Source organism: Staphylococcus lloydii (assembly GCF_015775975.1).
Taxonomy (GTDB): domain Bacteria; phylum Bacillota; class Bacilli; order Staphylococcales; family Staphylococcaceae; genus Staphylococcus; species Staphylococcus lloydii.
Genome location: NZ_CP064056.1, coordinates 370,662 through 386,370, shown reverse-complemented (window position 1 = coordinate 386,370; position 15,709 = coordinate 370,662). Strand labels below are relative to the sequence as shown.

The 15,709-nt window shown below is 35.1% G+C and carries 12 protein-coding genes; 4 read left to right on the top strand and 8 right to left on the bottom strand.

Annotated features, from left to right (window positions below):
• Positions 1 to 13 precede the first annotated feature (13 nt).
• The 4 genes from ISP08_RS01670 to ISP08_RS01655 form a co-directional block, all read right to left on the bottom strand.
• Entirely contained in the window at positions 14 to 1,723 is a 1,710-nt protein-coding gene (locus ISP08_RS01670; protein WP_195719123.1) for an NADPH-dependent assimilatory sulfite reductase hemoprotein subunit, read from the bottom strand.
• A 20-nt stretch (positions 1,724 to 1,743) separates the two neighbouring features.
• Positions 1,744 to 3,570 (bottom strand): assimilatory sulfite reductase (NADPH) flavoprotein subunit, encoded by a 1,827-nt coding sequence (locus tag ISP08_RS01665; protein ID WP_195719122.1) that lies wholly within the window; start codon positions 3,568 to 3,570, stop codon positions 1,744 to 1,746.
• 228 nt (positions 3,571 to 3,798) lie between these two features.
• Positions 3,799 to 4,533: a phosphoadenylyl-sulfate reductase gene (locus ISP08_RS01660; RefSeq protein ID WP_195719121.1), complete on the bottom strand. Its 735-nt coding sequence runs from the start codon at positions 4,531 to 4,533 to the stop codon at positions 3,799 to 3,801.
• A gap of 345 nt (positions 4,534 to 4,878) precedes the next feature.
• Positions 4,879 to 5,946: a M20 family metallopeptidase gene (locus ISP08_RS01655; RefSeq protein WP_195719120.1), complete on the bottom strand. Its 1,068-nt coding sequence runs from the start codon at positions 5,944 to 5,946 to the stop codon at positions 4,879 to 4,881.
• Between the two features lie 227 nt (positions 5,947 to 6,173).
• Between ISP08_RS01655 and ISP08_RS01650 the strand changes: the two genes are divergently transcribed.
• The 3 genes from ISP08_RS01650 to ISP08_RS01640 are packed head-to-tail and all read left to right on the top strand — an operon-like array spanning position 6,174 to position 9,831.
• Positions 6,174 to 7,613, top strand: coding sequence for an NAD-dependent succinate-semialdehyde dehydrogenase (locus ISP08_RS01650; RefSeq protein ID WP_195719119.1), 1,440 nt, complete (start codon positions 6,174 to 6,176; stop codon positions 7,611 to 7,613).
• Between the two features lie 22 nt (positions 7,614 to 7,635).
• Complete coding sequence (locus tag ISP08_RS01645) at positions 7,636 to 9,036, top strand: glutamine synthetase family protein (RefSeq protein WP_195719118.1); 1,401 nt, start codon at positions 7,636 to 7,638, stop codon at positions 9,034 to 9,036.
• A gap of 27 nt (positions 9,037 to 9,063) precedes the next feature.
• Complete coding sequence (locus ISP08_RS01640) at positions 9,064 to 9,831, top strand: SDR family NAD(P)-dependent oxidoreductase (RefSeq protein WP_195719117.1); 768 nt, start codon at positions 9,064 to 9,066, stop codon at positions 9,829 to 9,831.
• Positions 9,832 to 9,961: 130 nt separating this feature from the next.
• Here the strand turns inward: ISP08_RS01640 and eutH are convergent, their stop codons facing one another.
• From eutH to ISP08_RS01620, 4 genes are all read right to left on the bottom strand, one after another.
• Complete coding sequence (eutH, locus tag ISP08_RS01635) at positions 9,962 to 11,236, bottom strand: ethanolamine utilization protein EutH (RefSeq protein WP_195719116.1); 1,275 nt, start codon at positions 11,234 to 11,236, stop codon at positions 9,962 to 9,964.
• 103 nt (positions 11,237 to 11,339) lie between these two features.
• Entirely contained in the window at positions 11,340 to 11,909 is a 570-nt protein-coding gene (locus ISP08_RS01630) for an ANTAR domain-containing response regulator (RefSeq protein ID WP_195719115.1), read from the bottom strand.
• Positions 11,910 to 11,915: 6 nt separating this feature from the next.
• Positions 11,916 to 13,310 (bottom strand): sensor histidine kinase, encoded by a 1,395-nt coding sequence (locus ISP08_RS01625; protein ID WP_195719373.1) that lies wholly within the window; start codon positions 13,308 to 13,310, stop codon positions 11,916 to 11,918.
• Positions 13,311 to 13,459: 149 nt separating this feature from the next.
• Complete coding sequence (locus ISP08_RS01620; protein WP_195719114.1) at positions 13,460 to 14,371, bottom strand: LysR family transcriptional regulator; 912 nt, start codon at positions 14,369 to 14,371, stop codon at positions 13,460 to 13,462.
• A gap of 114 nt (positions 14,372 to 14,485) precedes the next feature.
• On the opposite strand from ISP08_RS01620, the gene ISP08_RS01615 reads away from it, so the two are divergent.
• Entirely contained in the window at positions 14,486 to 15,676 is a 1,191-nt protein-coding gene (locus tag ISP08_RS01615; RefSeq protein WP_048793742.1) for an MFS transporter, read from the top strand.
• The last annotated feature ends 33 nt before the right edge of the window (positions 15,677 to 15,709 follow it).

Below are 15,709 nucleotides of genomic sequence, written 5' to 3'. Positions count from 1 at the left end.
TTTTTGAAATATATTAGCTGTGAAATTTTTGGCCATCTGTAACTTTTTCAACAATACCTGCACGAATAACGAAGTCACCAAAGTGTTCGCCTTCTTCTCTTTCTTTCGCATATTGAAGGAAAATTGGACCTAATGTTTCTAAAATTTCTTCTTCGCCAATATTTTCTTTATATAATTTATTCAATCTATCTCCAATAAAGCCCCCACCAAGATATAAATTATATTTACCTGGTGCTTTACCAATAAATGCAATCTCTGCTAATGCTGGTCTCGCACAACCGTTAGGACAACCCGTCATACGAATAGTAATCTCTTCTTCTTGTAAACCTGCTTCATCTAATAAACCTTCGATTTTATTTAATAGTGATGGTAAATAACGTTCAGATTCGGCCATTGCTAAACCACATGTAGGAAATGCTACACATGCCATTGAGTTACGACGTAGACCTGAATAATTTTCACCATCCGTAATGCCATATTCATCGATGATTTTTTGAATAGCTGGTTTTTGTTCTTCAGAAACATTGGCTATAACTAAATTTTGGTTCGGAGAAAGTCTGAAATCTCCAGTGTGTATTTCAGCAATTGCTCTTAACGCAGTTTTTAATTTATAGTCTTTTGTATCTTTGACACGACCATTTTGGATAAATAATGTGAAGTGCCATTTACCGCTTCCTTCTGTCCAGCCATAACGATCACCGTTGTGCTCAAAATGGAAATCGCGTGTTGCTTCGACTTCATATCCTAAACGTCTATTAAGTTCTTCTCGTACCCAGTCTAAACCAACTCTATCTACTGTATATTTAAAACGTGCATTTGTACGCTCTTTACGGTTACCGTAGTCACGTTGAATCGTTAATATTTTCTCACATACATCAATTATTTGATCTTTAGGTACATAGCCTAGTAGTTTACCAACTTGTGGGTAAGTTTCTGGCATACCATGTTTCATACCCATACCTCCACCAACGGAGATATTGAAACCAATTAATTTTTCGTCTTCATCTGTTATGGCAATTAATCCAATGTCTTGTGAATAAACATCTACATCATTAGATGGTGGTACTGAAATACCAATTTTAAATTTACGTGGTAAATATGTGCGACCATACATTGGTTCTACTTCTTCGCTCGTGCTTAATACTTTTTCTCCATCTAACCATATTTCATGGTAAGCGCCTGTTTGTGGTGATAAATGATTACTTATTTGTGTTGCGTATTCATTCACCTCTTCATGTACGCCTGATTGATAAGGGTTTGGATTACACATCACATTACGGTTTACGTCACCACAAGCTGCAAGTGAATCCATTAGTGCGTTATTAATACTTTGCATGGATGATTTAAGATTACGTTTTAATATGCCGTGGAATTGGAACGCTTGTCTTGTTGTTAATTTAATTGTGTGATTAGCATAAGCGTCTGAAATATCATCCATTGCAATCCATTGTTCAGGTGTAGCAGTACCTCCAGGTACGCGGACTCTAATCATAAAACTATATGCCGGTTCTAATTTTTGTTTACGTCGTTCATCACGTATGTCTCTATCATCTTGCATATAACTACCGTGGAATTTTAATAATTTTGTATCGTCTTCAGCAATTGACCCAGTTATTTGATCTTGTAAACCTTCAACGATTGTTCCTCTAAGGTAATTACTCTCTGCTTTAATTCGTTCCATTTCATCGAGTTTTTCTAATAACTCTGAATTAAAATCAGCCATGCTTTCATCCCTTTCTAATCTTAATAAATATCGCGTTGATATCTTTTCTCTGTCTTCATTTGATTCAAGTATGCTTCTGCATCTGCTTCGCTCATGTTACCTTCTTTTGCGATGACACGAAGAATCGCTTCGTTAACATCTTTAGCCATATATTTTTCATCGCCACATACGTAGATGGCAGCTCCTTCTTCTAACCATTGGAAGAATAATTCGCTGTTCTCTTCGATACGATGTTGCACATATACTTTCTCATCGGTGTCACGAGAGAAGGCTACATCTAGTTTGCTTAATATGCCATCATTTAACCAAGTTTGCCAATCTGTTTGATATAAGAAATCAGTCGTAAAGTGCTGTTCTCCGAAGAATAGCCAAGTATTACCTTTTAAGTCTAATTCCTCACGTTCTTCAAGATAACTTCTAAATGGCGCTACGCCCGTGCCCGGACCAATCATAATCACTTTTTTATCTTCCTCAAATGGGAATTTAAAGTTTGGGTTTTTCTTTAGATACATTTTCACAGTATCACCCGGTTGTACACGTTCAGCTAATTGAATTGAACAAACGCCTTCGCGATCTCTATCATGTGCATTGTATCTTACAGCACCTACTGTTATATGCACTTCATCAGGATTCGCTTTATAACTACTTGCGATGGAGTATTCTCTAGCTGGTAATTTTCTTAGCGCTTCTAGCAAATCGCTTGGTTGAACATTTGATGCATTATACGCTTTGAAGAAATCGATTAAATCGCGTCCTTCAACGTAAGTTTGAACCCAACCATCTTCGGCTAATTTGTCGTTAAGCGAATCATCATCAACTAATTCCGCTAATTTCTTCACTAAAGGAATTGTTAATTTAGTAATTTCAAAATGTTCAGTAAATGCTTCTGTTAAAGTAGCAGTGTTACCTTTATTATCGATTTCAACTGTCAGTTCTGGATCCCAACCAAGTAAACTAATCAGTTGTGTTACTATGACGGGATCATTTTCAGGAATGATCGCTAAACAATCGCCTGGTTCAAATCCTTCACCATAATTATCTAATAATAACTCAACGTGTCTCACTTCTTTATTAGAACCGCGCCCTGTTAAGTTAATGTTTTCTAATACTTCTGCTTCATAAGGATTTGATTTAGAATATTTTTTCTCTTTTGCAGATTGAACAGTTTCAGTAGTCTCTGCTACTGCAGCACGGTTATCGTTTGGACCGCTCAATGCTTCTAAAACATTTTGCATCCAATTTTCTGCTGGTTCATCAAAGTCTAAGTCACAATCAACTCTATCGGTTAATCGTTCGCCACCTAATTCAGCTAAGCGTGCATCAAAGTCTTTCCCTGTCTGACAGAAGAATTCATATGATTCATCACCTAGCGCTAATACTGAATAACGTAAGCCTTCTAGTTTAGGTGCTTTTCTACTATGTAAAAATTCATGGAATGTAATAGCGTTATCTGGTGGATCTCCTTCACCGTGAGTCGCCGAAACGATAAATAAGTCTTCAACCTTTTTCAAGTCTTTCGTTTTAAAAGCGTCCATTGAAGATAAGGTTACCGTATAACCATTTTCAGTGAGTCTTTCGTCTAATAATTCGGCAAGACTTTGCGCATTTCCTGTTTCCGAACCATAAAGTACTGTAATATCTCTTGGTTTTACAGCTTCTGTAGTTGGTGTTGCTTCAGGCACTTGCTGTACCTGTTGTGTATTGTCACTTGTCGTAGATGCTTGTTGATTCGCAGCTAAATATCCACTCAACCAAAGACGTTGTTCTGGTGTCAACGATTGGACAAGTTGATTTAATTGAGCTGCTTGTTCTTCATTAAATGGACTGTTCGTTACGCTAAATTGCAAGGGAATTTCACCTCATATATTAATATTTGACTAGTACTGTAATTGGAATAGTGCGAAAAAACTATTAATACTAGCCATTTCGCTTTATAAATCTAATATATAATATTCTTACTAAATCTGCTTAAGAAATAGGTATATCTATATGAAAAATTTATAAACGTATAATTCCAATTAGAATACTAGGTTTTATGTTTTAAAAAATAAGCTATCTTACAATAGCACTGTCTGTTACTTAGAATTATTATCTATTGTGTGAAGTCCACACTCTGTTTTACCAAAACCAGACCATCTTCCCTCACGAGAATCTCCCGAGGCCGAAACAGCTGACGTACATGGTATGCATCCAATACTTGGATAATTAAAATCATGTAATTCATTATAAGTTAAATCATGTCGTTCAATATATTGCCATACATCATCCCATGTCCAATGGATTAGTGGACAAACTTTGATCGATTTAAAACGTTCATCTTTGTTTAAAAAGTTTGTATTTTGTCGACTTGGCGATTGTTCTCGTCGTAATCCTGAAACCCAAGCAGTAGCACCAGATAGTACTTCTTCTAATGGCTTAATCTTACGTATATAGCAACATTGATTAGGATCTTTTTTCCATAATGCTGGACCATATTGTTCTGATTGTTCATCTAACGTTAAATCTGGTTTCTTAAGTTCAATATTTAACTCAGGGTATCTTTCTTTCACTCTATCAATGAGATCGTATGTTTCTTGAAAGTGTAAATCTGTGTCTAGAAAAACTATCTTAGCGTCAGGTCTAACTTTAGATATTAAATCTATTAAAATCATACCCTCTGCACCAAAGCTACAAGAATAAATAATGTTATCTCCGTAACTGTCATACGCCCATTTTAACACTTCATAAGCGCCTTTTGTTTCGTTATCTATATCGATATTTTGAAACACATCGGAAGTAAAATTATTATAGGTAACCTTTGTTTCTGTCATAAAATTATAGGCCCCCTCGCATTATTAAATTACTTACATTATTGACTCTAGCAAAACTCTAATTTAGAATTTTTAGAAAATAATAATTATGCTAATTACCATACCCGATGCACATATACATGTCAATACAAATTTAAAAGCAAAAACCCATAAAAAAGCGCTTAAATTAGCTATAAATACGATGGTGTAAGCATCTATTTCAGCAAAAAAATAAACACTTTTTTATTTTCAAATTTCTCTCATTGAATTACATTAATTTTAATCTGACTTATTTTTGAATTTAGCCCTCATTATTTATATCATCGTTTCTTTAATAGCGCTCCTTCAGTCTAACGTACCTCTAAATTACATATTTTGCGCAAATGCAACAATAATATCTTTATAATTATCGACTGATTCAACTTCAACGTATTCTCCATCTCCATGCCAATGATTACCACTTGGCCCAAATTCGACGGCTGGGACATTAAATCTTGAGAAATAACGTGTATCTGCAAAACCATGTTGTCCGAATAATTTCACTTCATCTTTATTTGTATGTTGTTTAATGGTATTAATCAATTGTTGTATATAAGGTTCATCTTTGTCATTCATTACTGGTGGCCCTTCTAAATTTATATGAATTTCGCCGTCGGTAATGTTTTCTATTTCTTTTAATATTTGTTCTTTGTTTTGTGTTGGTAAATAGCGAATATCAAACGATAACGTACATGCGTCAGGTACTTTGTTATAAACTTCTCCACCGTGTATTTTAGCTAAATTAATAGACGGACCATCATAAAATTCAGTACTTTCACTCGCAAACGGTAATGTTAACAATTGATTGTAAACTTCAAATGCTTTGGCAATGGCGTTGACACCTTCCCAAGGGCGACTGCCATGTGCCGACGAACCCGATAATTCGATATCGATTTGCAAAATACCTTTTGCCTGAAAGCCAATGTCGATTTGCGTTGGTTCAGGACAAATAACAAAATCTCCCAAATACCCTTCGTTAGTTAAATAATTAGCACAATTACCTCCACCAACTTCTTCATCAGTTACTAACTGTAATTGAACTTGTGTATGTTTTAAATCCAATTGATTAAGTTCGGAAATGGCAAGCATAATCGCTGCAACACCAGCTTTCATATCTGCACTACCTCGGCCATATAGTTTACTATCTTCAATTACTGGATCAAATTGAGTTGCTTTACCGCTTACGACATCTACATGTCCGTTTAATACTAATGTTTTATCCCCTTGTCCTACTTCACAAATCAACATATTAAAGCCATTATTAGTCACGATTTTAGAAGTGAGTCCTTCGTTAGCCAACCACTGTTTACAAAAATCAATCGTTTCATTAGCGACGGTTTTATCAGAACTATCGAATTTAATTAATTGCTGTAGTAATTCTATTGCTTTGCTCATCTTATACCCCTCCGTCTATTAAATTTGAAAAAAGTATAAGTCATTTTCTGAATATTGACAAGGTTTTGATAATTTAATACAATAAAGCTAACTTGGAGTATAGCTCCAATATTTTTAACAATTAACTTTAAGTGAATATACTAAGCAATGGCGCTTATGTAACGCTTGACTTCATGTCAAAGCGAGTTACATAAGTGCCTTTTTTTGTATGTAAAGGGGGCGCTTTTATGAGTGAAGAATTAAATCATAATTGGATTAACGGGCAACAACTACAAACGACTGATACGTTAGAAGTAGTTAACCCTGCTAACGGTGACATCGTCGGTCAAGTACCCAAAGTTACCGAAGCAAATATCCAACAAAGTATAGAAGCTGCACATGGTGCATTCCAACAATGGTCTAAATATACTGCAGATTATCGTGGTGACATTTTAGAACAATGGGCTAATAATTTATTAGCCAAACAACACGACTTAGCTTTAATTATGTGTGAAGAACAAGGTAAACCATACGCAGAAGCATATGGTGAAATAGGCGTCTGTGCCAAATTCATTAGATGGTATGCTGCTGAAGGCAAACGAATTTACGGAGAAATCATCCCGCCTTCCTCACCACAACAACGTATTTCTGTATTAAAACAACCCGTTGGTGTCTGTGGCTTAATTACACCGTGGAACTTTCCAGGTGCCATGGTAGCGAGAAAAGTTGCACCTGCCTTAGCAGCAGGTTGTACTGTGATTGTTAAACCATCGAGTGAGACGCCAAGAATTGCAATCGCAATATTTGATGAATTGATGGCGACCGAAATTGATGATGGTGTCGCTAATATTTTAACTGGTAGTGCATCGTTAATATCAGACACACTATTTAACGATTACCGCGTTAAGAAAATGTCGTTTACAGGCTCAACTCATATCGGTAAGTCATTAATGCAAAAAGCAGCGAATCACATTACGCGTATTTCACTAGAACTAGGTGGTAATGCGCCTGCAATCGTCTTACCAGACGCAGACTTAGAAGCAGCTGCAGACGCAATCGTCGACAATAAATTTGAAAACACAGGTCAAATGTGTAACGGCATCAATACTATTTTAGTGCATAAAGATGTTAAAACTGAATTTACAGACAAAATCATTAATAGAGTTAAACAATTTAAAGTTGGTCCAGCAAATGATGACAACGCTCAAGTCGGGCCACTTATCAATGCAGACGCAATTAATAAAGTAGAACAATTAGTCAATGAAGCTCAAAATAGTGGCGCAACAGTTGCTACAGGTGGTAAAAAATTACCTATTTCTGATTTTGGTTTATTTTACGAACCGACAGTGGTAACTAACGTCACGCCAGATATGTCTATTGCCCAGGAAGAAATTTTCGGCCCAGTCGCGCCTATTATCGAGTTTGCAGACGAACAAGAAGCAATCGAAATCGCCAATGCTTCTCCATACGGTTTAGCAGCTTACTTCTTCTCTAACAACGTAAACACAATCCATAAAGTTAGCGAACAACTCGAATTCGGTATGATTGGCGTTAACGGCACTCAACTTAGCGTACCTCAAGCACCATTTGGAGGAATAAAAGAAAGCGGTATGGGCAGAGAAGGCGGACATCACGGTTTAGATGGCTTCTTAGAATTAAAATATATTTCATTAACTTTAAATGAATAACTAAATGAAGGGGTTGGAAGTTATGTTTAAAGAAATTAATCCTAACAATAAGGCTGGTAATATTGATAAAAATGAATTACTACAACTTATCGAGGAAGACAAAATCAACACTGTAGTGCTAGGTTTTTGTGATATGCAAGGTCGTTTAATGGGGAAACGAATTACTGGCGATTTTATCTTAGAAAATGACATTTCGGAAGGCACTCATTTTTGTAACTATTTATTAGGTACTAATTTCGAAATGGATACAAATGAAGGCTATGAATATATGAACTGGGATAAAGGCTACGGTGATTATTTAGCTAAACCGGATTGGGACACGTTAAAAATTGTGCCTTGGTTAGATAAAACAGCAATGGTTTTCTGTGACGTATTTACCGAAGATGGTAGCGAAGAAATCTGTATCGCGCCACGTTCAATTTTACAACGTCAAATTAAAAAAGCAGAAGCGCATGGCTTGTCACCTCACCTTGCGAGTGAATTAGAGTTTTACTTATTTAATGATTCATTCGAAAATATTGATAAAAAAGGATTTGCCAATTTAGAAGCTGCAGGCCACCTTAACGAAGATTATAACTTGCTACAAGGTACTAAAAACGAACCCATCTATCAAGAAATCAGACATCAGATGCATCGTATGGGCATCGTTATTGAATCGTCTAAAGGTGAAGCATATAAAGGTCAACACGAAATCAACTTAAAATACGACCATGCCTTAAAAGCTGCAGACCAACATATTATGTTTAAACACGGTATGAAAGAAATTTGTATCCAAAACGATAAAGCCGTAACATTTATGGCCAAACCTTACGCAGAATGGACTGGTTCAAGTGGCCACATTCATCTCAGTATGATGGAGAAAGGCACTTCTAACAATGCCTTTTATGCTGGCGACGGTGCAGACAATCCAATGTCTGAGACGATGCAACATTTCTTAGCAGGTGTTATCAAATATACTAAAGATTTCGCTTTAATGTATGCCCCATACGTTAATTCTTACAAACGTTTCGCACCTAACTCTTGGGCGCCAGTAAGTATTGCATGGAGTCATGATAATCGCTCTGCTGGTTATAGAACGGTTGGTCATGGTAATGCATTACGTTTTGAATCTCGTATTTCCGGTGCAGATATGAACCCTTATTTAGCATATTCTGCCTTAATTGGTGCCGGACTTTACGGTATCGAACATAACATTCCACTTGAGGACGAATTAAAAGGTAATGCTTATGAACAAGATAGTGTAGATCGCATCCCTTCTTCTTTACATGAAGCTATTTATCATTGGAAAAATAGCGATGTCGTAAAAGAAGTATTGGGTGAAGATGTAGCAAAACACTATCTACATGCAGCACGTTCTGAACAAAATGATTTTGATTCCTTTGTAACAACTTGGGAACGTTCACGCTATTTCGAACAAAGCTAATTCATCGATATTTAGGAGGTAACATTTATGAGATTAAAAGACAAAGTATGTATCATCACAGGTGCTGGTGGAGGCATGGGTCTCGTTGCGGCACAAAAATTTGCAGCTGAAGGCGCGAAAGTAGCAGTTTTCGAAAGAGACGAGTTGGCTGGTCAAACAGCAACTAACGACATCGTTCATAACGGTGGAGAAGCTAAGTTTTTCCAAGTTGATATTTCAAATGAACAACAAGTCAAACAAGCAGTCGCACAAACAGTGGAGACTTTTGGCAAGATCGACGTGTTATACAATAATGCTGGTGTTATGCCTTCTGCCGATAATTCTGTAGTTAATACCTCTGAAGAAGTTTGGGATTTAGTAATGAATATTAACGTTAAAGGCATATTCTTTATGACAAAATACGTCATCCCTGAAATGGAAAAAAATGAATCAGGCTCAATTATCAACATTGCATCATTCGTTGCAGAAATGGGCTGTTCAGTGCCACAAGACGCTTACACTGCTTCAAAAGGTGCGGTAGTATCACTGACAAAATCATTAGCAATTCAATTTAGACCTAAAGGTATTCGTACAAATGCAATTAGCCCAGGGCCTATTGAAACACCATTATTAATGGAATGGCTAGTCTCTGATGAAGCCGCTAAGAAAGAACGCTTAGACAGACAACCGACAGGCAGATTTGGTAAGCCTGAAGACATTGTAAATTGCGCATTGTATTTGGCTTCTGATGAATCTGACTGGACTAACGGTGCTAACATTAATGTTGATGGTGGTATTACTGCAAATTACTTCTAAAATAATGCTAATCTAATCACTAACAAAAATAAGCCAGACGTTTCATAGCGTCTAGCTTATTTATTTTGCTTTGCATACAAAAAATCGACAAAACAAATTATAGCTTTGTCGATAATAATAATAATAAGATTTAACCCTGCTTGTGTTCGTGATGACGATTTGCTAATCGTTCTTTTTCTAAGTATTCATCAGGACCAATAATACCTGCTCTTCTATCTATGTCTTCTAATTTTCTAGCTTTTGGTATACATAACAAGTATGCAAATATAACCGCTAATATACCGGCACTTAATTTACCTATCATCACAGCTGGAATTAATGTAGGTTGGAAGTTAGCGGTATATGATAAGTGATCTCCAAGTAGAAAGGCAGAACACACACCAAAAGCAATATTAATTACTTTATCTTTAGGTGGCATATCTTTAACTAGCTTAAACATTGCTAAAATATTCGCGACCGTAGCAATAATACCTGCACTACCTACTTCACTCAAACCAATCTTACTACCAATTTTAGTTAAACCATTAGAGAAGTATTTACGTATCAAGTAAACCATTGGGAATGCTCCGGATAACATAATTGCGATGTTACCTGCATTTTCTAATGCCCTAAAGTTATCTTTTTTATCAGCCATGATTGGGTCGAAGCCCCAAACGCCAAACACATTTGTAAAGAAACCAGTAAAGATTTGTACAACTGAAAATACAAATACGAGTTTAATACAAACATCCAAGATCTTACCAAAAATTATAAATATTTTAATCATAATATCTGAGAAGAAATATAATCCAATTGCTGTAATCACTACGAAAATAATTAATGGTAATAAGTTCACAAACACCGTTGATAGACTAATAGAAAACACGTGTGTCGCAGCACCAGTAGTTTCAACTACAGTACGTATTTTCATATGACTCATCAAGATGATAAATGTTGATATAAAAACACCAAAAGGAATAGCTAACAAACCAGATAAAATACCTAAAGCCATATATTTATGATCTCTTTTATCTAACATTGGCAAACCTAAAGGTATAGAAAAGACGATTGTTGCTCCGGCCATAAAACCTACTATCATTGCCATAATCCAGCCTTCATAACTGTGCTTTAACACATCTGCCAATTGATAACCACCCATATCAGTCGCCAATATCGACGTCGCTGCAATTGCTGGGTCTGCTCCAATCTTATTGAAAAACGGACCACAAATATTTTCGATAAACTTTGAAATAAATGGAATAGATGCCATGATACCTGCTGAATTGGCAAATATCGGACCGATAGTAAAGATCCCTTCCATAAATTCTTTCCCGACACCTATTTCGGGATTACGTATAGCACCGAAAGCACCAATAACCGCACAAATCATAATGATATATATAATTACCGTACCTATATGTTCCATGATAATGTCCCCCTTTTTCAACCTCATAAAAAGCAAAAAGATGCCTATTTGAATTTCAAATAAGCATCTTTGCTCGAACGTATTCACTTGTATAGTGGTAAAACTATGAACCTAATTGTTCAATCACTTTTATAGCTATCTGTTGAATATTCGTATGATGATTCATGCTTAATTTCCTCAATTTCTTGTAAGCCGCTTCTTCACTTATATTTTGTCTATGCATTAATAAGCCTTTTGCTTTTTCTACTTGCTTACGTTGTTCAATCGCTTCATATGATTCTGTTACTTTTTGTTTTAAGTTACGCATTTGTTCGGATTGCGCCATTGCAATCTCTACGGCTGGTAATAGTTGTGACTCTGAAATAGGTTTAATGATATAGCCAACAATGTTTGATTGCTTCGCCTCTTGTACAAACTCACTTTGGCTATAAGCTGTCAGTATTAAAATAGGTATATCATGCCGTTTACTTATTATTTTACTTGCTTTTAATCCATCTAATTTAGGCATTTTAATATCCATTATAATCAAATCTGGTTGTTGTTTCTCTGTATATTCTATTGCCTTTTCTCCATTCCCGACTGCTGCAACAACATTGTACTGAGCTTCTTTTAATGTTTCGACTATATCCAATCTGACGATGGCTTCGTCTTCAACAACCATAATTTTGTTCATATTCAATTACTCCCCTTTGTATTGAAATACGAGTTGCGCCAGTGTTCCAGTATCATTTTGTGCAATATTAAAGTAGCCATCTAAGTCATTTTCAGCGATTGTACTTACAATATTTAAACCAAATGAACTTGAATAATGGCCATTCCCAATGCCATTATCTTGAACTTTCAACGTGTAAAATGCTTCTGTTTGTTTATGGCATAAAGTGACATCGATATTACCTTTGGCCGTTTGTTTAAATGCATGTTGTAAACTATTGGTTATGATTTCATTGCCTATTAAGGCTACAGAAATTGCTAAATGCGATGGTAAATATAATTGATTGTCTATATCATAACTAATATTAACCGCTTGCTCTGCAGTTTCGCTATAGACGAGCGCATTACCAATCTTTTCGATAAGCGTAGCAATATTTACATGATCTGAATCTGATTCACTCAAAATAACTTCATAAACCGAGGCGATACACAATATACGATTCAAGCTTTCTTGAAAATAATGCTTACTTTCCTCTGGTACGTCCATCCTCATTTGTAGCCTTAATAAACTAGCCACAGTTTGCAAGTTATTTTTAACACGATGATGTACTTCTCGAATTGCTACTGTTTTGGAAATTACAGCTTTTTCTTTTTCTTTAGCATCTGTAATATCTTTTAACATCATCAAATATCCAGTCAGTTGTTGGTCGGTAAATAATTTAATACATTTGATTTGAAAGTGTTTGTTTAGTATTGCCTTATTTTCAATCACAAACACTCTGTCATCATTCAATATGTAACCAAAATCTGGGAAGATATCTAAAATCGATATATTCAAATCGCATTGTTTATCGGTTAAATCTTGAACAATTTTCTCACCTTTTAAATTGTAGTACTGGACGATGAATGACGTATCAAGATAAAACAACGCTTCTTCAATCATATCTGGCACAAATATTTGTTCACTACTAGGATATTTAAATAATTCACTTATCGTTTCGGTTGCCCTTGAAAGCACATATAACTTCTCTTCATTTTTAATTTGTCGCGTTATATCCTTTTCCATGATTAAGGCGCCAATAACATTGCCATTTACTTTAATAGGCGTCACATTTTGTTCAACGACTTGGCCTTCTTGCGTTACTGCCTTATGATGGTGTACATCTTTATCAGTACGTAAAGATCGGAAAACGGCAGGTTCAAACTTCTCATATACATTTTGCGTTAGTACAGAATTTTGGTATAAATTAGCTTCTTTTGATGGCACGGCTTCAGCAACCACAATAAGATGGTTTGATTCTTTAAAAAAACAATCAATAAATACATATGACCTATTTAAATCTGCAATACGCTGTAATTGTGCCGTTAATTGTACAATCTCTGTTATTTCTTCTTGCGATAATGTCGTGTAGTTTTTACAAATGTCTGTAACATTGTCGATGACCTATCATCCCCATCATGATGTGTGAATATTTTGATAATTCAATTTATATGTAACAATTATCTATTTTTGTCTAACTATTGTCAATTATAAATAAAAGTTACAGTTGATTTAAAAATTTATATTTTACACTATATATTATTATAATCTTTACCTTCATTGTAATTGCTAAAATAATTTAATAAACTTTCTTTCGTAACTTTAACAATAGGCAACTGGTCTGCTTGAGTTAAATAACATAAACCTATAGTACGACGTGCTTTATAATTACTAATTGGAATTTGAGTAAGATTCGGTAATTGTATGTTTTTTAATTTAGGTAAGATAGAAATACCTAACCCTGCACTAACGAAACTTGCAATCGTCAACGTTTCATCGCTTTCAAAATTAATTTCTACATTATTTATATTATGGTCATGAAAAATTTTATCAACTTGTTCTCTTAATACAAAGTTCTCTTTGAGTAAGATAAATTGTTCATTAACTAAGTCGGCAATATTTAAACTTTGCTCTTGGGCTAAATCGTGAGTACTATGTAGCGTTATAAACAATTGCTCTTGTAGTAACGGTATAAAACAGACACTATTACTAGCCGGTGCCACCATCGTAATCGCTACATCTATATCCCCATTCTCTAATTTAGAAATTAATCCTTTGGCATGGTCTTGTACCAGTTTCACTCTTATATTAGGATATTGTGAATTAAAGGTTTTTAAAAAGTCGGATAAATATGTGGGCCCTACAGAATGTAAAAAACCAATATTGATATCGCCATTTAACATATCGATTGATTGCGTTACTTCACTTTTAAACATATCCATTTCCTGAGTAATCGTATTGACAGTCACTAAAAATGATTGGCCATATTTATTTAATTTCAGCGACCTACCTACTCTATTAAATAGTGGCGCGCCCACTTCTTCCTCTAGTTGTTTAATTGCACGACTTAAAGCGGACTGGCTGACATTTAATTGCTTTGCTGATAAAGATACATTTTGTAACTTTGCTAATAGTTTAAAGTATTCTAAGTGGTGCCATTCCATTTTCAGCTCTCCCTTATGCGTTTAGCGCATTAATTTTATGAAAATTATGCATTTTATTTATTGTTATTTACATGCTAACATAAAATCATTACTTAAAAGAGAGGTATTCCACCAATGCAAACTATTTCCAACAACTTTGTAGAAAAAGGAACGCCAGCGTATTTAAAAATTAATATCGCTTTATTTATTGCTGGTTTTACAATTTTTTCTATTTTATACAGCGTTCAACCATTAATACCTCACTTTTCACAAACCTTCCATGTCGATAAAACTACAGCGAGTTTACCGTTATCGACTACAACACTAACATTAGCTTTTGCGATGCTATTTTTCGGCGCTATTTCTGAAGTTGTCGGACGTAAACCTGTTATGATTTTTTCAGTTATATCTGTGTCATTATTAGCCATCGTCCAACCGTTTATTACTGACTTCGGGGCTTTTTTGGTCGTTAGATTAATACAAGGCATTTGTTTAGCAGGACTACCTTCAATCGCAATGGCTTATATCGGAGAAGAAATTTCACCAAATAGTTTACCAGAAGCGATGGGTATTTATATAGGTGGTAATGCGTTTGGCGGTGCATTTGGTCGTATTTTCACAGGTTATATTTCCAGTGTATTTGATTACCAAACTGGTTTATTATCTATTGCTGTACTAAGTGTTATAGCAGCTATTTTATTCACCATACTATTACCTAAATCACAGCATTTTGAACAACAAAAATTTTCATTCAAAGAACTCATTATGAGCTACTGGAGCCATTTACGAAACATACGACTCTTAAAACCGTTTATGCTTGGCTTTTTATTTTTAGGAAGTAATATCGCAGCATTCAATTATATATCTTTTGAATTAAAATCTGCGCCTTATCACTTACATCCAAGTGTAATCAGTTTTGTTTATCTGCTATTTTTAATCGGTATGCTTTCTTCTATGTTAAATGCTAAATTACGTGAGAAATTAGGCTCTATCAACGCGCTAAAATTCAGTATTTTAATGTTAACCGTTGGTATTTGCGTAACGCTACTACCATTTTTAACTTTTAAAATTCTCGGTTTAGCCATTAGTATTTATGCATTCTTTAGTGGGCATGCTATCGCAAGTGCAGTAGTAGCAAGACGTTCCGAACATCACAACGCTCAAGCTTCAAGTCTTTACTTATTATTCTATTACATGGGATCTTCTGTCGGAGGAACATTGGCCGGCTATTTCTATAGTTTAATTTATTGGCCTGGCGTTGTATTAATGATTGTTTTATTTATGGTTATCGCCTTTATCATTTCATTAACAATCAAAGCAAGATAACTATCGACACAACAAAAAAGCCCAGCAATGCAT

Bases quoted from the DNA above. Each gene is read 5' to 3' on its own strand.
- ISP08_RS01650 (WP_195719119.1), top strand. From the start codon at position 6,174: ATGAGTGAAGAATTAAATCATAATTGGATTAACGGGCAACAACTACAA.
- ISP08_RS01655 (WP_195719120.1), bottom strand. From the start codon at position 5,946: ATGAGCAAAGCAATAGAATTACTACAGCAATTAATTAAATTCGATAGT.
- ISP08_RS01660 (WP_195719121.1), bottom strand. From the start codon at position 4,533: ATGACAGAAACAAAGGTTACCTATAATAATTTTACTTCCGATGTGTTT.
- ISP08_RS01670 (WP_195719123.1), bottom strand. From the start codon at position 1,723: ATGGCTGATTTTAATTCAGAGTTATTAGAAAAACTCGATGAAATGGAA.
- ISP08_RS01630 (WP_195719115.1), bottom strand. From the start codon at position 11,909: ATGAACAAAATTATGGTTGTTGAAGACGAAGCCATCGTCAGATTGGAT.
- ISP08_RS01620 (WP_195719114.1), bottom strand. From the start codon at position 14,371: ATGGAATGGCACCACTTAGAATACTTTAAACTATTAGCAAAGTTACAA.
- ISP08_RS01615 (WP_048793742.1), top strand. From the start codon at position 14,486: ATGCAAACTATTTCCAACAACTTTGTAGAAAAAGGAACGCCAGCGTAT.
- eutH (WP_195719116.1), bottom strand. From the start codon at position 11,236: ATGGAACATATAGGTACGGTAATTATATATATCATTATGATTTGTGCG.
- ISP08_RS01645 (WP_195719118.1), top strand. From the start codon at position 7,636: ATGTTTAAAGAAATTAATCCTAACAATAAGGCTGGTAATATTGATAAA.
- ISP08_RS01640 (WP_195719117.1), top strand. From the start codon at position 9,064: ATGAGATTAAAAGACAAAGTATGTATCATCACAGGTGCTGGTGGAGGC.